The 16,245-nt window shown below is 63.7% G+C and carries 10 protein-coding genes and 1 riboswitch; of the genes, 5 read left to right on the plus strand and 5 right to left on the minus strand.

Annotation, left to right across the window (positions count from 1 at the left end):
• Window positions 1–76 precede the first annotated feature (76 nt).
• Complete coding sequence (locus DFO48_RS07115; RefSeq protein WP_114862959.1) at window positions 77–1,009, plus strand: DMT family transporter; 933 nt, start codon at window positions 77–79, stop codon at window positions 1,007–1,009.
• A 155-nt stretch (window positions 1,010–1,164) separates the two neighbouring features.
• On the opposite strand, the gene DFO48_RS07120 is transcribed toward DFO48_RS07115, so the two are convergent.
• Window positions 1,165–2,433: a D-amino acid dehydrogenase gene (locus DFO48_RS07120; RefSeq protein ID WP_114862960.1), complete on the minus strand. Its 1,269-nt coding sequence runs from the start codon at window positions 2,431–2,433 to the stop codon at window positions 1,165–1,167.
• A 171-nt stretch (window positions 2,434–2,604) separates the two neighbouring features.
• Window positions 2,605–2,704: riboswitch (glycine riboswitch) on the minus strand.
• Between the two features lie 543 nt (window positions 2,705–3,247).
• Between DFO48_RS07120 and DFO48_RS07125 the strand changes: the two genes are divergently transcribed.
• The 4 genes from DFO48_RS07125 to DFO48_RS07140 all read left to right on the plus strand — a co-directional run bounded on the left by DFO48_RS07125 (window position 3,248) and on the right by DFO48_RS07140 (window position 10,316).
• Window positions 3,248–4,768, plus strand: a complete 1,521-nt coding sequence (locus DFO48_RS07125; protein WP_114862961.1) for an amino acid permease — start codon at window positions 3,248–3,250, stop codon at window positions 4,766–4,768.
• A 201-nt stretch (window positions 4,769–4,969) separates the two neighbouring features.
• On the plus strand, window positions 4,970–6,187 hold the full coding sequence (gene dinB / locus DFO48_RS07130) for a DNA polymerase IV (RefSeq protein ID WP_233506355.1): 1,218 nt from the start codon (window positions 4,970–4,972) through the stop codon (window positions 6,185–6,187).
• 137 nt (window positions 6,188–6,324) lie between these two features.
• Complete coding sequence (locus DFO48_RS07135; protein WP_114862962.1) at window positions 6,325–7,881, plus strand: PAS domain-containing methyl-accepting chemotaxis protein; 1,557 nt, start codon at window positions 6,325–6,327, stop codon at window positions 7,879–7,881.
• Window positions 7,882–7,955: 74 nt separating this feature from the next.
• Window positions 7,956–10,316 (plus strand): hypothetical protein, encoded by a 2,361-nt coding sequence (locus tag DFO48_RS07140; RefSeq protein ID WP_114862963.1) that lies wholly within the window; start codon window positions 7,956–7,958, stop codon window positions 10,314–10,316.
• Between the two features lie 95 nt (window positions 10,317–10,411).
• Here the strand turns inward: DFO48_RS07140 and queF are convergent, their stop codons facing one another.
• The 4 genes from queF to DFO48_RS07160 form a co-directional block, all read right to left on the minus strand.
• The gene (gene queF / locus DFO48_RS07145) at window positions 10,412–11,257 is read right to left on the minus strand and encodes an NADPH-dependent 7-cyano-7-deazaguanine reductase QueF (protein WP_003076681.1); all 846 of its coding nucleotides are present in this window, start codon (window positions 11,255–11,257) and stop codon (window positions 10,412–10,414) included.
• Window positions 11,258–11,331: 74 nt separating this feature from the next.
• The gene (locus DFO48_RS07150) at window positions 11,332–12,231 is read right to left on the minus strand and encodes a 2OG-Fe(II) oxygenase (RefSeq protein WP_114862964.1); all 900 of its coding nucleotides are present in this window, start codon (window positions 12,229–12,231) and stop codon (window positions 11,332–11,334) included.
• Between the two features lie 45 nt (window positions 12,232–12,276).
• On the minus strand, window positions 12,277–13,077 hold the full coding sequence (gene yaaA, locus DFO48_RS07155; RefSeq protein WP_114862965.1) for a peroxide stress protein YaaA: 801 nt from the start codon (window positions 13,075–13,077) through the stop codon (window positions 12,277–12,279).
• Between the two features lie 107 nt (window positions 13,078–13,184).
• Complete coding sequence (locus tag DFO48_RS07160) at window positions 13,185–16,160, minus strand: Rne/Rng family ribonuclease (protein ID WP_114862966.1); 2,976 nt, start codon at window positions 16,158–16,160, stop codon at window positions 13,185–13,187.
• Window positions 16,161–16,245 lie beyond the last annotated feature (85 nt).

The following is a 16,245-nucleotide window of genomic DNA, read 5'->3' on the forward strand; positions in this document are numbered from 1 at the left end:
TGCACTGCACGAATCACGTCAGCGCCGCCCGGCAGCCGGCGCTATGCTGGCGCGCTAACGAAAGAGAAGGCGTGTCATGTCGGGCATAGGAATGGAATATTTGTGGGTGGGAGTGGTGCTGTTTGCGGCGGCGGCGCAGACGGTGCGCAACACAGCCCAGCGCTCGCTGACGGCGCAGGTCGGTACGCTGCCGGCCACGCTGGTGCGCTTTCTATACGGCCTGCCGTTCGCCGCCGTCTATCTGCTGGCGCTGTATGCGCTGGGCGATCCTTCCCTGGTGCTGCCGAAGTTCAGCGCCGCCTATCTGGGCTGGATTGCGCTTGGTGCGCTCTTTCAGGTCGCAGCCACGGTCGCCTTGCTCATGGCCATGAAGGAGCGCAACTTTGCCGTGGCGGTCACGCTGTCCAAGACCGAGGTGCTGCAGGTGGCACTGTTTGCCGCCATGTTCCTGCACGAGTTGCCGACCCGGCTGGCGCTGCTGGCCATGGTGCTTGCCACGGTGGGCGTGCTGATGCTGTCGCTGCCGCCGCGCGGGCAACTGTTCACGCTCTCGGCCTGGACCAGCAAATCTTCGGTCTACGGGCTGATCTGCGGCGCCTGTTTTGCGCTGGCCACGGTGGGCTTTCGCGGCGGCGCGGTCGAGATCGCAACACTGGGCGTGAGCTCGCCCTGGCTGTCCGGGGCCTTGGGCGTGCTGATCGCGCAGACCATGCAGTCTGTCGTCATGAGCGCCTGGATTGCCAGAACCCATGAACAGGGCCTGCGTCCCATCTTCAAGGCCTGGCGCATCTCGCTGCTGGCCGGCAGCATGGGCGCTGCGGCATCGCTGGCCTGGTTCACCGCCTATGCCATGCAGGGGGCCGCTGCCGTGCGCACCCTGGGCATGGTGGAGGTGGTGTTCAGCTATATCGTCTCGCGCAAGGTGTTCAGCGAGAAGCTCTCATTGACGGAAAAGCTGGGCATGGCGCTGATGATGCTGGGCCTGGTGCTGATCTGTCTGCAGCTCTGATTTCAAGAGCTACCTGCGCTTGTCTGTGCTCATTTTCAAAGCTAAAAGTCTTTGAAATCAAACATGAGAAAGCGCAAGAAGCTTCTGAATCAATAGCTTTCTGCAGCGACGATGCGCGATGCCGTGCTTGTTGGTGCAGTTCCTTGAATTAGCTATCAGGCGCTGGCGGTGGTCAGCGTGGCCGGCCGGGACTGCCTGCTGGCGCTGCCCATGGACTGCAGCACGACATCGCCGACCATGTCGGCGGTGACGGCCGACAAGGTCCAGCCCAGATGGCCGTGGCCGGTGTTGTAGAACACGCCGGGCTTGTTGCCAGGGCCCACGCGCGGCAGCATGTCCGGCATCATGGGGCGCAGGCCCGCCCAGGGCACGACGCTGCGCGTGCTGACGCCCGGGAAGCACTGCTGCACCCATTCGATGAGCGGGCGGATGCGGTCGGCGCGGATGTCCTTGTTGTAGCCGTTGAACTCCGCCGTACCGGCAACTCGGAAGCGCTCTTCGCCGAGGCGGCTGGTGACCAGCTTGGTCTCGTCGTCCAGCAGGCTCACCAAGGGAGCTGCGGCGCGGCTGGCTTCGTCCGGCAGATTGACCGTGATGGAATAGCCCTTGACCGGGTAGATGTTGACGCTGTCGCCGAGCTGGGCGGCCAGCGCGCGGCTGGCCGTGCCTGCGCAGACCACCATGGCGTCGAAGGTCGACGTTTCGGTTTCCAGACCCTGGCGCACGGTCACGCTGGCCTGCTTGCCATTGCTGTCCACCGACACGATTTCCTGACCGTAGCGGCATTGCACGCCCAGTCGCTCGCAGGCGGCGGCAAGGCCGCTGGTGAACTTGTGGATGTCGCCGGTGGAGTCGCTCTCGGTGAAGTAGCCGCCATAGAAGGTTCCGGACAGGGTCGGCTCGATGGCCTTCATTTCATCGGGCGTGACGGCGCGGCGCTCCAGCCCGCCTTTGGCCAGCAACTGGGAAACCTTGCCCGCATGCTCAAAGCCTGCTCGGTCGCGGTAGATATGCAAGATGCCTTTTTGCTTCAGATCGAAGTCAATGCCTTCGCTGGCTGCCCAGTCAAACAGGTGCTCGCGTGCCGCAATCGCCAGCCTGGCGGTCTCCACGGTGTTTTTCTCGTAATGGGGGATGGCAGCGAGAAACTGGCAGAACCAGGAAATCTTGTGCCAGCTGGGCTTGGGGTTGAGCAGCAGCGGAGCATCGCTCTTGAGCATCCACTTGAGGCCCTTGACGATGGTGGACCAATGGGTCCAGACCTCGGCGTTCGAGGCCGAGAGCTGGCCGCCATTGGCGAACGAGGTCTCCATGGCGGCATAGCGCTGCTTCTCGAACAGGGTGACGGAAAATCCGCGGCGTGCGAGGGCGTAGGCGGTGGTCACGCCCGTGATGCCACCGCCGATGACGGCGATTGTCTTCATGATTCAGATTCCAGATGCGTCAAGGGTGGAGCCCGTGCGCAACATGCGCAGCGGACGCCCCCTCTGTTCTGGACCTGAGAGATTCACGAGGCAGGGCCTTGCGGCGCTGCTCGCTTGCTCCTTCGGTATGCCCGGCGGACGATGACGTCCGGACATTCTTCAGAGTGTGTGAAAGCGATGCCGATCCTTTGGCCTGAGAGTTTCCGGGGCGGTTGCTCCTTCGGCGCTGCATGCGCCAAGTTTGCGCTGCAGTCTCTCTCGGCATCACCGGGCTGAGAGCCTGTGGGCAAATGTAGGAAGAACGGCGGCGCCTGGATATACGGGTTTACTAGAGTTCTGCGTCAGGGGGCGGCCATGGCTGATCATGTCGGGTCTGCGATATTTGATAGCACTTACCGCTTATCCTTCAATGAAATATTGATTTTTTGCCTTTGAAAATGAATGTATTCAATAGCAATGTGCTTCTAAGTTCATAGCAATAAGCTCTGTCAAGTACGCCCGAGCAGCCCCAGAGTCAGCCCCTGCATTGGCACAGCGGCTTATGGAGGTTGGTGTATTTGGGCAAAATATCGTCTTTGCCTGTCAATTGGCCCGGCGATATCACCGCTTTGCCATTGAAGCGCCCGACTGGGGTGGCTGCCGATTCAGGATGCAACTGGCCTATCCGCCATGGCGTTCTGCTGTCATGGCTTCGTTCCTTTGTCCTTGTTGACCGCGACCGTCATGGTCGCCTTTTTGCGTTGCCTGTCGCAGCGCCTGCGGGATGGTTGGGTGTTTTGTCTGGATGGGCGCAAACCATTACAACAAGACATTTATGTCCCAACCCAACTCAAGCCAGCAGCTCGCGCCGACTGGCGATGGTGACGATAAGCAGCCCCGCTTGCACCGGGTGCTCAAGCAGCGCCACCTGAGCATGATCGCCATTGGCGGCGCCATCGGCACGGGCCTGTTCGTGGCCTCCGGCTCGGCCATTGCCCAGATCGGCCCGGGCGGAGCCGTGCTCACCTATCTGCTCATCGGCATCATGGTGTACTACATCATGACCAGCCTGGGCGAGCTGGCTGCCTTCATGCCGGTGGCCGGTTCCTTCTCGACCTATGCCTCGCGCTATGTGGATCGCGGCTTCGGCTTTGCGCTGGGCTGGAACTTCTGGTTCAGCTGGGCTGTGGTGGTGGCGGTGGACCTGGTGGCCTCGCAACTGGTCATGGCCTACTGGTTTCCCAATGTGCCAGGCATCCTATGGAGCGGCCTGTTCCTGCTGCTGATGGTGGGGCTGAACGCGTTTTCCGCGCGCGGCTTTGCCGAGGCCGAATATTGGTTCGCGCTGATCAAGGTGCTGGCCGTGGTGGCCTTTCTGATCACCGGCGTGCTGATTCTGTTCGGCATCATCAGCAACGGCCATGTGCCCGGTTTCGAGAACTGGACCACGGGCGATGCGCCATTCGTCGGCAATTTCGCGACCTTTGTGGGCGTGGCCATGATCGTGGCCTATTCCTTCCAGGGCACAGAGCTGGTGGGCGTGGCGGCAGGAGAATCCGAGAACCCGCGCGAGAACGTGCCGCGTGCGATTCGCCAGGTGTTCTGGCGCATCCTGCTGTTCTATGTGCTGGCGATTGTCGTCATCGGCTTTCTGATTCCCTATACCGATCCGCAACTGCTGCGCACCGATGTGGCCGATATCGCCGTGAGCCCGTTCACGCTGGTGTTCCAGCACGCAGGCCTGCTGTCGGCGGCCACGGTGATGAATGCGGTGATCCTGACCTCGGTCCTGTCGGCCGGCAACTCGGGCATGTATGCGGCCACGCGCATGCTCTACAACATGGCGACCGAGGGCAATGCGCCGCGCATCTTCTCCCGGTTGACCCAGAACGGCGTGCCGCTGGTAGCCTTGATCGGCAGCACGCTGGTTGCCAGCCTGTGCCTGTTTTCCTCGCTCTACAGCCCGCAGGCCGTCTATATCTGGCTGCTGAATCTGGCCGGCATGACGGAGTTCATCGTCTGGCTGGGCATTGCCGTCAGCCACTACCGTTTCCGTCGCGGCTATGTCATGCATGGTCACGATGTGGGCCTGCTGCCCTACAAGGCCGGCGCCTTCCCCTTCGGCCCCATCTTTGCCTTCGTGCTGTGTCTGGTGGTGACGCTGGGCCAGAACTACCAAGCATTCCTGGAAGAACGCATCGATTGGGGCGGGGTGGTCTCGACCTATCTGGGCATTCCGCTGTTTCTGCTGTTCTGGCTGGGTTACTGGCTGGTCAAGCGCAAGACCTGGATCAGCTATGCCGATATGCGCTTTGACGAGCTCGAAGACATCAAGCAGGGCAAGGTTTCGTCCTGAGACCGTCTGAGCCTTCCTCTTTTCTGTGCGGGAGGCTGAAGGCAGCAGGGCTGAGGTCACGCTGCTGCTTGCTGTTTTCAGGTGCGTGTGTGCTTGTTTAATGCATGGATGCCGTCTCTTGCCAGCGCAGGCAAAATCGGCACTGTGAGCGATCTTCCCACCAGCCCCGAGCCCAGATCCAGGCGCATAGCGCATCTGGACATGGATGCGTTCTACGCCTCCGTGGAGCTGCTGCGCTACCCGCAGCTCAAGGGGCTGCCGGTGGTGATCGGCGGCGGGCGGCGCAGCTTTGACGAGGAGCTGCTGGCGCGGCACGCGGGGCGGCCGCTGTCCGAGATCCCGGTGGCGGACTTTCCGCTGCTGCGCGATTACACGGGGCGCGGCGTGATCACCACGGCCACCTATGCGGCGCGGCAGTTCGGCGTGGGCTCGGCCATGGGCATGATGAAGGCCGCCAGGCTGTGCCCGCAGGCGATTCTTCTGCCCGTGGACTTTGCCGAGTACCGGCGCTTTTCGCGGGCCTTCAAAGAGATCATCGTGTCGATTGCGCCGCTCATGGAGAACCGCGGCGTGGACGAGGTCTATATCGACTTCACCGACGTGCCGGGCGGCCAGCGCGAAGGCGGACGCGTGCTGGCCCGACTGATCCAGAAATCCATCTTCGACGCCACGGGCCTGACCTGCTCGGTCGGCGTGGCGCCCAACAAGCTGCTGGCCAAGATGGCCAGCGAGTTCAACAAGCCCAACGGCATCTCCATCGTCCAGCCCGAAGACCTGCAAAGCCGGATCTGGCCGCTGGCCTGCCGCAAGGTCAACGGCATAGGCCCCAAGGCCGATGCCAAGCTCAAGAGCCTGGGCATAGAAACCATCGGCGACCTGGCCTCGCAAAGCCTGCCGCAGCTGCTGCACTGGTTTGGCAAAAGCTATGGCCACTGGCTGCACGAGTCGGCCTGGGGGCGGGACGAGCGCGCCGTGGTGATCGAGAGCGAACCGGTGTCCATGAGCCGCGAGACCACCTTCGAGCGCGATCTGCATGCCGTGCGCGACAAGGCCGAGCTGGGTGCCATCTTCACGGACCTGTGCGAGCGGCTGGCCGAGGATCTGCGGCGCAAGGGCTATGTGGGGCGCACCGTGGGCATCAAGCTGCGCTATGACGACTTCAGAATCGCCACGCGGGACCAGACCCTGAACCTGCCGATACAGGATGCGGCCGCCATCCGCCTGGCCGCAGGCCAATGCCTCAAGCGCGTACCGCTTGGCAAACGCATCAGGCTGCTGGGGGTCAAGGTCTCGGGCCTGATTGCCGAGCAGCTCTGGCAGGCCAGCGCCCACGATCCGGTGGCAAGAGAGCTGCTGCTCAGACCTCATGGTTTGACCTCGGTCAAGCATTCTGATCCCTATACCGCATCTCTGTTCTGAGCTTGGGGCCACGGGAATCATCGCTGTGCGATGATTCAAGTGTGAATTTGTGTATCTGGTTAACCAGCTGACTACGGGATGCCTGATCGCTCACTCTCGAACAAAAACTACATAGGCCTATTGGAGGAGTGCAAAGCATGCGCCTGAACCTGCCGGTATCTCAACAAAACTACGACTTTCCGGGTGACGAGCTGCTGGTCTCCAGCACCAACACCAAGGGCGAGATCACCCATTGCAACCCGGCCTTCGTGCGCGTCAGCGGCTACGCCTACGAAGAGCTGATCGGCCAGCCGCACAATCTGATTCGCCATCCCGACATGCCGGCTGCTGCCTTCAAGGATATGTGGCGCACCATTGCTCATGGCTATCCCTGGACGGCACTGGTCAAGAACCGCCGAAAGAACGGCGACCACTACTGGGTGCGCGCCAATGTCACGCCCATCATGGAAGGCGGCAAGCCAAGCGGCTATCTGTCAGTGCGTACCAAGCCTTCGGCCAGGGAGGTGGCCGAAGCCGAAGCGCTGTACGCGCGCATGAGCAACGAGGAAAAGCAGGCACAGGCCAGCTTCCGCCTGCGCGCAGGCGCGGTGCGCCGCCTGGGCCTGATGGGCTGGTGGGACGGTCGCAAGGATGTGGGCCTGGTGGCGCGCATGGCCTGGCTGCTGGCCATCGTGGCCTTGATCACCATGCTGCCCGATATGCTGGGCTGGCAGGGCGCGGCGACCTGGGGCTGGCGTGCTGCCAGTCTGGTGGCCGGCGGCGCATTCGTGCTGTGGCGCTTTCAACGGCGCTGCGTGGCGGGACTGGAGGAGGCCAGCCGCTTTGCGGCCGATGTGGCGGCCTGCAATCTGAGCACCGAATGCAACCAGAGCTACAGCGGCGCCGTGGGGGCGCTGATGCTGAGACTGCAGCAGATCCAGATCAATCTGCGCGCCGTGGTGGGGGATGTGCGTACCGAGGTGCAAGGCTTTGCCCAGACCGCCCATGAAATTGCCCAGAGCAGTTTCGATCTTGCAGGGCGTACCGAGTCGCAGGCCACCAGCCTGCAGCAGACGGCGGCCTCGATGGAGGAAATTTCGGGCACCGTGTCGCAGACGGCCGATACGGCACAGTTCATGGCCGGTGCCAGCGACGAGAGCAGCAAGGTGGCCAGCCGCAGCGGCGCAGCCATCAGTGAAGTGGGACTGGCCATGGAACATATCCGCGGCTCTTCCACCCGCATGAGCGAGATCATTGGTGTGATCGAGAGCATTGCCTTCCAGACCAATCTGCTGGCGCTGAACGCGGCTGTGGAAGCAGCGCGGGCTGGCGAGCAGGGCCGTGGCTTTGCCGTGGTGGCGGGCGAGGTGCGGGCACTGGCCCAGCGCAGCGCCGAAGCGGCCAAGGAGATCAGCGTGCTCATCAACCGCACGGTCGACGGCATCAACGACGGCAATGCGCGCATGCGTGCCGCAGGCCAGACCATAGACGGCATGGTGCAGGCCGTGGACAAGGTCGGCTCCCTGGTGCACCAGATCAGCATTGCCACACGCGAGCAGTCGATAGGCATCTCCCAGGTCAACGAGGCCGTGGCCCAGTTGGACTCTGTGACCCAGCAGAATGCGGCCCTGGTGGAGCAGTCGACCAGCGCCGCGCAATCGCTGCGCCAGAGTGCCAAGACACTGGAGCGTTCGGTGGACGTGTTCCATCTCTAGGCTTTTGTGGTCTTGCTCTGAAAAGGCAGCCGTGGAGCTGCCTTTTTCACATCGGCTTTCGGTAGGATTGCGGCATGAGTGTTGTGCTGACCCTGATCGCCATTGCGGCGCTGGCCCTGTGTGTGCTGATCTGGCTGATATCGCGTTTGCGCGCTGACGCCAGACCCGCGTCGTCTGCAACTGCCGGGCAGGAGGCCGAGCCGTCCATGGCCCAGGCCAGAGCTGCATCGGAGGTTGCGGCGCAGACACTCTCCGATCAAGAGCTTGCGGCGCAGGCGGATACGGCGTCAGAGGCCAGCAGGGATGTGAATTTTCGTCCTCAGGGCGAGCGCGGCATGGGCGGCCCCATCTATGGCGATGTGCTGTGTGCGGACGGCGTCTACCTGCCCCATGTCTGGGAGATGGACATGCACACCTCCTATGACGGGCGCTGGCTGCGCACGGGCTTTTATGACAGCGAGGCTGCGCATCTGGTCGACCGCAAATCACGTCGCAGCTGGGTGATCAGCAAGCCCGAAGGTGAGCTGCTGGATGCCATCCACTGGCGCATGCCGCGCTGGAGCGGCGAGAGCATCAACGAAAGCGGCATTGCCGATGATGCGCATGTGATCATGTCCGATGCCAGCTTCGAGGCCTGGCTGGGCGAGCATATGGCTGCGCAGCCACAGCCCCTGCTTCAGGTGGTGGATCTCTGGGTGCCGGCAGACTGCCTGCCGGCCGAAGTCGCCCGGCCCATGCCGACTCTGCCGCAACCGGCTCAGCCCAGCCCGGTGCCGCCGGTGCTGCTGCAGCGCCACTGGCCGGCTTCGCTGCGCAAGCTGCGCTACCCCATGGCTCCGCTGCAGAATCCGCACTGGCAGCTGATGCTGGGTGAGTCCGCCCAGCCCTGGGGGCTGGATGAGAGCCACAGCATGGTCTGGCGTGCCGATGCCCAGGCCTTTGCGCTCTATGCCTACCCCACCCAGGGCGATGCCAGCCAGGCCAGCCTGCGGCTGGCCGTCTGGACCATGGAGCGAGGCTGGCAACAATGGCCGGAGTTGATGCCAGAGGATCGCAAGCCCTGGGCCCTGGGCCTGCCGGATCTTGAGCCGCCGAGCGAGCCGCAAGCGCCAGCGGTTTTGCCGCTGAGCTGGCTCAATGACCTGCTGCTGCAGAGGGTGCAGCTCGATACGCCCGAGACCGAGCGCCTGCACGACGGCACCAGCATCAGCTGCGCCATGAGCGAGGTGGATGTCTGCGCTGCCCATCAGCGCGATGGCCTGCCCATCCTCAAACCCTCGCTTCCCTTGTGCTTCGACTGGCTGCGTGATCCGGCGCAGCCCGCACTGTGGCGCGCGCAGAGCGAGCCGCTCAAGGGGCAGCGCCTGATCTGGACCCTGTCCAAGCCCGCCAGAGAGGAGCTGGGCGAAACGGCGGCCTACAACCTGCAATGGGGCGAACGCCATCTGCCCGGCACCTGGGCACTGGAACACGTGATCGTGCAGGGGCGCTGGGCGATTCTCATGCCGCACGGCCGTGCACCGATTCGCGGTGGTAGCGGCAGCCTGCAAGTCTGGGACGGGGAGCGCCTGCAAAGCGTGGACCTGCCCTGGCCCGTGGTGCGGCTGGCCGCTGTGCCGTCGGTCAAGGGCGGCATGGCCGCTCGCCTGCGCGTGCTAGCGCTGACGGCCAGTCTGGCGGACAAGGACTGGGACCCCTCGACCGCATCCTGGCGCTGGCCTTTGCAGTCCGTATCGGCCAGCCATCTGGCAAGACCCGACTGGCGCCCGCTTTACTCCGAGCGTGAACTGGCGCCCGATGCGCAAGGGCGCTGGCAGTTGCTGCCGCGCTGGCGCGAGGTGAGGCAGATTCAGCATCCCTGCGCCGACGGCGACTATGTCTGGCGCGATGATGTGCGCGGCGACACCGTCTGGTGGTGGGGCGGTGTGAACGAGCGCGTCAACCACTATTGGCAGCATGATGAGCCTCGCAAGGACGGCGTGATCATGACGCGCAGCGGCCTGGCGTTCTGCGGTGTCGGGCCCTGCGCCTGTCCCCATCCTTCAGGCGAAGGCTGGGCCTTGCTGGAGCCGGTGGAGACACGCTATGGCGAACTGGGTCAATGGCAACTGCACTGGCTCAACCCGGTGGAAAAGGAAGTGCGCACGCTGACGCTCAAGGCGCGCATGCCGGTGCTGCAGGGCTGGGATGCCCAGGGCCTGCATTGGCAGGATCTGCCCTTGCCTGACGAGGCGGCGCTGCAGGGCGAGGCCAGCGCGGTTCACAAGCCCCAGTCGGAGCCCGCAGCGGCGCGTCAGCTGGTGGTGGCACAGACCTGGCCGCGTGCTGCCGTCGAGCCTCTGCGCCAGGGCATGAACGGGCTGTGGCTGCGCATTCAGGATCTGCGCTATGCAGAGGCGTTGCTGGGGCAGGATGACTGCCCATGGAAGAATTGATCCCCATGAGCCGCTTCGCGGCTTCCCCCTGAGGGGGCGGCAGCCTTGCAGCGGGCCGCCCCTTGCTTGCTGCCCTTGATGGGGTCGTGCCGGTGCTACTGGCGTGCCGTACGCACATTGGCGGGCAGGGCGCCCGGGTGGCTGGTGCGGAAGGGGTTGATGTCCAGACCGCCGCGGCGCGTGTAGCGCGCGTAGACGGCCAGCTTGATGGGTTTGCAGCGGCTCCAGATGTCCATGAAGATGCGCTCCACGCATTGCTCATGGAATTCGTTGTGGTTGCGAAAGCTCACCAGGTACTGCAGCAGACCCTCCTGCTCGATCTGCGCACCGCTGTATTGAATCTGCACGCTGCCCCAGTCGGGCTGGCCGGTGACCAGGCAGTTGCTCTTGAGCAGGTTGCTGACCAGGGTCTCGCTGACGGGTGCTTCGTCGTGGTTGGCACGCAGCAGCTCGGGAGCCGGCGTGTACCGGGTGCACTCCACATCGAGGCGGTCCAGCAGCAGACCATCGAGCTCATGCACTTGCTGGGCATCGAACTGATCCGCTTCCAGCAGCCGCACGCCCACGCTGCCCTGGGTTTGGCTGCCGCGCCAGGTGGCTTCGGACAGATCGCTGCGCAGTCGCGCCAGCACCTCGCTGGCGTCGGCAAAGCGGGTGTTGTTGAAGCTGTTCAGATACAGCTTGAAGGACTTGCTTTCGATCAGGTTGGGCGTTTCGCAGGGAATGGTGAAATGCGCCAGCGCCACCTGAGGCTTGCCGCGCAGATTGAGCCAGGAAACTTCGAATGCGGTCCACAGATCGGCGCCAAAGAACGGCGGGTTGACGGCGGCGCCGATTTCCTCGCGCTTGGCGAGGCGTGGCAGGGGAAAGAGCAGGGACGCGTCGTACTGGTCCACATAGGCGGAGCTTTTGCCCAGCTGCGATTGTTCAGGGGTGTGCATGATTCAAAAACAAAATGGCCAGCAGTAAAAAAGATAGCTGCTGGCGCTTTATGGGTAATGGATAGAGCCTGTTTTTACTTGAACTCTCGCTCGCGCAGCCACTTGGTTGCAATCCATTTTTCGCCCTCCAGCACGGGAGCGCCGCCGTGCAGGGTCTTGGTCGCCGGCTCGGGCCGGTTGTAGCTGAAGAATACGGCATTGCCACGGCGCGGCACGACCTGCAGCCCTACATCGGGAAAGGTGGTTGCGCCGCCGCGTGCAGGCTCGTTGAGATACATGACCAGGGTTCCCACGCGCTGGCCGCCACGCTTGAGTATGGTTGGCGTGCCGGGCTCGTTGGGGGCAAAGTAGTCGTAATGCGGCTTGTATTCGGCGCCTGGCCGGTAGTGCAGCACCTGCATGCCTTCGCCGTTTTCCAGCGGCCAGTTCAGCAGGCGTGCGATGCGCTGCTCCACACGGCTGATGAGATCGTTCTCGCCCCGCTGGAAGAACATGCCATTGCTGGTGCGGTCGTCATTGACGGCCTCGCCGCCGCTCTGGTTGTCCACGGTCAGCGAGCGCTGCATGCGCGGGCGGGCAGCTGCGATGATGGCATCGCATTCCTCGTTGGAGAGCAGGTTGCCGAACACCACCACGCGCGGGTGGCGCACGCTCATCAGCACATGGACATCGCGATCGCCGGCATGGACGCAGCAGGGATCGGTCAGCAGATCAGGCTCGGGAACGCCTGACTCATGGACCTGCACTGCTACTTCGACTTCGGGCCGGGCTGCTGCGAAAGGCAAGGGCAGTTCACCCTCTTCGGGCAGAGCCAGCGCGCGGCGCGCCAGATGCTCGGCCCAGCCTGCCTTGCGCATGGATTGCAGCAGCGATGGCAGCGGCACGCCAGAGGCGCTTTGTGTTCGCACCCATTGCATCAGCTCGGGTGTCAGGCCGGGAGGTGTGACGAACTCGTCTTGGGTGGAGGTGCTCATGTCGACAATGCTAGTGTGCACTGATGCCGATTTCAATGCGCAGCGTCAGTCTTGCTGCTTGCGGCGGAACACCAGCTTGCCGGGCGTGCTGGCCTGCTCGGCCAGTGCATAGCCTTCCAGGTCGAACTTGCGCAGGTCTGCCACCTTCCTGGCCTTGTGCTGCACGGCCCAGCGCACCATCAGCCCGCGCGCGCGCTTGGCATGGAAGCTGATGATCTTGTACTTGCCGCCCTTGAAGTCCTCGAAAACGCACTCGACTACGGGGGCCTTGAGTGCCTTGAGATCCACGGCCTTGAAGTATTCCTGAGACGCCAGGTTGACGACGATGCGCTCGGCATGGGCGTCACCGTGCTCGGCTTGCGCACTACTGCGCTCGTTCAGATAGTCGGCAATCTGGGTTCCCCAGAACTGATAGAGGTTGCTGCCCTTGGCGTTTTCCAGCCGGGTGCCCATCTCCAGGCGATAGGGCTGCAGCAGGTCCAGCGGGCGCAGCACGCCATAGAGGCCACTCAAGATCACGACATGCTCCTGGGCCCAGTCCAGCTCCCTGGGCTTGAGGCTGGCTGCATTCAGACCTTCGTAGACATCGCCATTGAAGGCCAGCACGGCCTGGCGCGAGTTCTTTGCGGTGAACCTGGCACTGAACGCTTCGTAGCGGCTCACATTGAGTACGGCCAGCTTGTCGCTGATGCTCATGAGCTCGGAAATCTGCTGGGGCGACTTCTCGCGCAGCACCTCAATCAGTTCCAGGGGCTGCTTTTTGAACACCGGCAGCGTGTGCGGCAGCTCGGCGGAAATAGGGCTTTCATAGTCCAGCGATTTGGCCGGAGAGATCAGAAACAACATGGCTTGACGTTCACTCAATCAAAGAAAGGGCGCATGAAAAAGGGCCAAGGCCCCATCCACCGAAGTGGACAGTCCCCTTGGCCCTGTGGTGCCGGAAGGCAGTCTGCTTAAGCGTTGGCGCCTGCAGCCTGTTCTTCCTTCTCGAACGGCAGCTGCATCAGGCTCAGATCCTTGCGGGTCTCGACCAGAATTAGCGGGCCTTCGTCGAGTACCACCACGGGCGGGCGCTCGCGAGGAATGCGCACGGGCTTGGGCTCGGCGGCAATCGCAGCCTGGACGGCGGCGATCTTTTCTGCATCGGAGTTGATCCATTCCAGACCCGATGCGGCTGCGAGGGCTTGCAGTTCGGCAATCGGCAGCGCATAGCTCTGTGCCTTGGGCGCTGTGACAGCGGGGGCAGGAGCCACGGTTTCAGCCACAGGCTCGGCTGCGGCAGCCTGAGGCTCTGCAGCCGCCGCAGGCGCTGCCTGCACGGGCTGGGCGGGCTCTGCCGCAGGAGCGACAACTGCTACCACGGCTTCTGCTGCCACGGGTGCCTGCACTTGTGCAGCAACAGGCGCTTGCTCTGCCTGAGCCTGAGGTGCAACAGCATCAAAGTAGCTGCGGCGTGCCGGCTGCTCGCCAGCGTCTGCGGCAGGCACTTCGACCGGAGCCTGGGCTTCGGCTGTCTGCTCGGCAGACTGCTCTTCTGCCTGGGCATCGCGCGGTGCACGGTCGCGGCGGTCACGGCCATAGCGGTCACGCGAACGGCGCTGGCGGGGTTCGCGAGCCTCGCCGCCTTGTGCGCCATCCTGCACCTGAGCGTCAGAGCCTTCAGCTTGGGCGGTGTTCAGCACCGCTTCGTCGGCCACGGCCTGCATGGCGGGCTGGGCATCGGCGTTGCGATTCTGGCGCTCGCGGCGGCCTTCACCGCGTTCGCTGCGCTCATTGCGTTCCGCACGCTCACCGCGCTCCTGGCGGTTGCGCTCGGGCTTGGGAGCTGCGTTGAACTCTTCGCCATTCAGCGCGGCTTCTGCCACCTGGGGCTGGCGGTCGTCGCGGCGCTCGTTGCGTTCGCCACCGCGGCGACTGCCGCGCTCGGGGCGGTCCTGGCGCTGTTGCTGCTCGGGACGCTCGTTGCGTTGCTGCTCATCACGGCCCTGGGCATTGCGGCGGTTGTTGCGGTCCGCGCGTTCGCTGCCAGTGCGCTCCGCGCTGTTGCGGTCGCCACGTTCGTTGCGGTCACCGCCGCGGCGGTTGCGGTCACCGCCACGGCCTTCGCCTCGGCGCCCGTCGCGGCTGCCTTCACGGGCGGCCGGGGCGGGTGCTTCGACCACTGGCGCGGGCGCTGCCACGGGAGCCGGTGCGCCAAAACCGAACAGATTCTTGAGCCAGGCAAAGAAGCCTTGCTCGCGCACCACGGGGCGGGCCGCTACGGGAGCGGGCGTCGCAGCTGCAGTGCGAGGCTGGCGGGGTGGACGAGGCTCGGCAATCGGCGCGGGAGCATCGGGCAGCACGCCCTTGATGACGGGAGTCTGCTTGTTGGTCGGCTCCTGCGAGCGGCGAGTGACGGTGGTCACTTCTTCGGGCTCGTCGGCCAGCTTGTAGCTGGCTTCCATGGATTCCAGGCGCGAGTCGTCGTGCTTGAGGCGCTCGAGCTTGTAGTGCGGCGTGTCCATGGACTTGTTGGGCACCATGATCACGTTGACGCGCTGCTTGAGCTCGATCTTGGTGATTTCGCTGCGCTTCTCGTTGAGCAGGAAGGAGGCCACTTCCACGGGCACCTGGCAGTGCACGGCGGCCGTGTTGTCCTTCATGGACTCTTCCTGGATGATGCGCAGAATCTGCAGCGCCGAGCTTTCAGTGTCGCGGATGTGGCCGGAGCCGCCGCAGCGCGGGCAGTTGATGTGGGCGCCCTCGGACAAGGCGGGCTTGAGGCGCTGGCGGCTCATTTCCATCAGGCCGAACTTGCTGATGGTGCCGAACTGCACGCGGGCGCGGTCCTGGCGCAGGGCATCGCGCAGGCGGTTTTCCACTTCGCGGCGGTTCTTGGCCTCTTCCATGTCGATGAAGTCGATCACGATCAGGCCGCCCAGGTCGCGCAGGCGCATCTGGCGCGCCACTTCGTCGGCTGCCTCGAGGTTGGTGCGGGTCGCGGTTTCCTCGATATCGCCGCCCTTGATGGCGCGGGCCGAGTTCACGTCCACGGAGACCAGGGCTTCGGTATGGTCGATCACGATGGCACCGCCCGAGGGCAGGGTCACGGTGCGCGAATAGGCGGACTCGATCTGGTGCTCGATCTGGAAGCGAGAGAACAGGGGCGCGTCGTCGCGGTAGCGCTTGACGCGGGCAGCATGCTCAGGCATCACATGTGCCATGAACTGCTGGGCCTGTTCGTAGATGTCATCGGTGTCGATCAGGATGTCGCCGATGTCGTTGTTGAAATAGTCACGGATGGCGCGGATGACCAGGCTGGATTCCTGATAGATCAGGAAGGCGCCCTTGGAGGCCTTGGCGGCACCGTCGATGGCGCTCCACAGCTTGAGCAGGTAGTTCAGGTCCCACTGCAGCTCGGGAGCCGAGCGGCCGATGCCGGCGGTGCGCGCAATGATGGACATGCCCTTGGGGTACTCGAGCTGGTCCATGGCCTCCTTGAGCTCGGCGCGGTCCTCGCCCTCGATGCGGCGCGAAACACCACCGCCACGGGGGTTGTTGGGCATCAGCACCACATAGCGGCCGGCCAGCGAGATGAAGGTGGTCAGGGCTGCGCCCTTGTTGCCGCGCTCTTCCTTTTCGACCTGGACGATCAGCTCCTGACCCTCGCGGATCACGTCGTTGATGCGGGCCTGGCTGGGCGAAACGCCTTCGGCAAAGTATTGCTTGGAGATTTCCTTGAAGGGCAGAAAGCCATGGCGGTCTTCGCCATAGTCCACAAAGCAGGCTTCAAGAGATGGCTCGACGCGAGTCACGACGGCCTTGTAGATATTGCCCTTGCGTTGTTCGCGACCTTCGATCTCGATCTCGTAGTCCAGCAGCTTCTGGCCGTCCACAATGGCCAGGCGGCGTTCTTCAGACTGCGTCGCGTTAATCAGCATCCGTTTCATGATGCGCTTCCTTTATTCGTTTTATGGGGCACGCTGGTCACAGACCAACGCACCTTTGACTGGTAATCAAAGACAGGCTCAACAG

It is taken from the genome of Comamonas sp. AG1104, assembly GCF_003350425.1.
In the GTDB taxonomy this organism is placed as follows: Bacteria; Pseudomonadota; Gammaproteobacteria; order Burkholderiales; family Burkholderiaceae_C; genus Comamonas; species Comamonas testosteroni.

Bases quoted from the DNA above. Each gene is read 5' to 3' on its own strand.
- DFO48_RS07135 (WP_114862962.1), top strand. From the start codon at position 6,325: ATGCGCCTGAACCTGCCGGTATCTCAACAAAACTACGACTTTCCGGGT.
- yaaA (WP_114862965.1), bottom strand. From the start codon at position 13,077: ATGTTGTTTCTGATCTCTCCGGCCAAATCGCTGGACTATGAAAGCCCT.
- DFO48_RS07160 (WP_114862966.1), bottom strand. From the start codon at position 16,160: ATGAAACGGATGCTGATTAACGCGACGCAGTCTGAAGAACGCCGCCTG.
- dinB (WP_233506355.1), top strand. From the start codon at position 4,970: ATGGATGCGTTCTACGCCTCCGTGGAGCTGCTGCGCTACCCGCAGCTC.
- DFO48_RS07140 (WP_114862963.1), top strand. From the start codon at position 7,956: ATGAGTGTTGTGCTGACCCTGATCGCCATTGCGGCGCTGGCCCTGTGT.
- DFO48_RS07120 (WP_114862960.1), bottom strand. From the start codon at position 2,433: ATGAAGACAATCGCCGTCATCGGCGGTGGCATCACGGGCGTGACCACC.
- DFO48_RS07115 (WP_114862959.1), top strand. From the start codon at position 77: ATGTCGGGCATAGGAATGGAATATTTGTGGGTGGGAGTGGTGCTGTTT.
- DFO48_RS07125 (WP_114862961.1), top strand. From the start codon at position 3,248: ATGTCCCAACCCAACTCAAGCCAGCAGCTCGCGCCGACTGGCGATGGT.
- queF (WP_003076681.1), bottom strand. From the start codon at position 11,257: ATGCACACCCCTGAACAATCGCAGCTGGGCAAAAGCTCCGCCTATGTG.
- DFO48_RS07150 (WP_114862964.1), bottom strand. From the start codon at position 12,231: ATGAGCACCTCCACCCAAGACGAGTTCGTCACACCTCCCGGCCTGACA.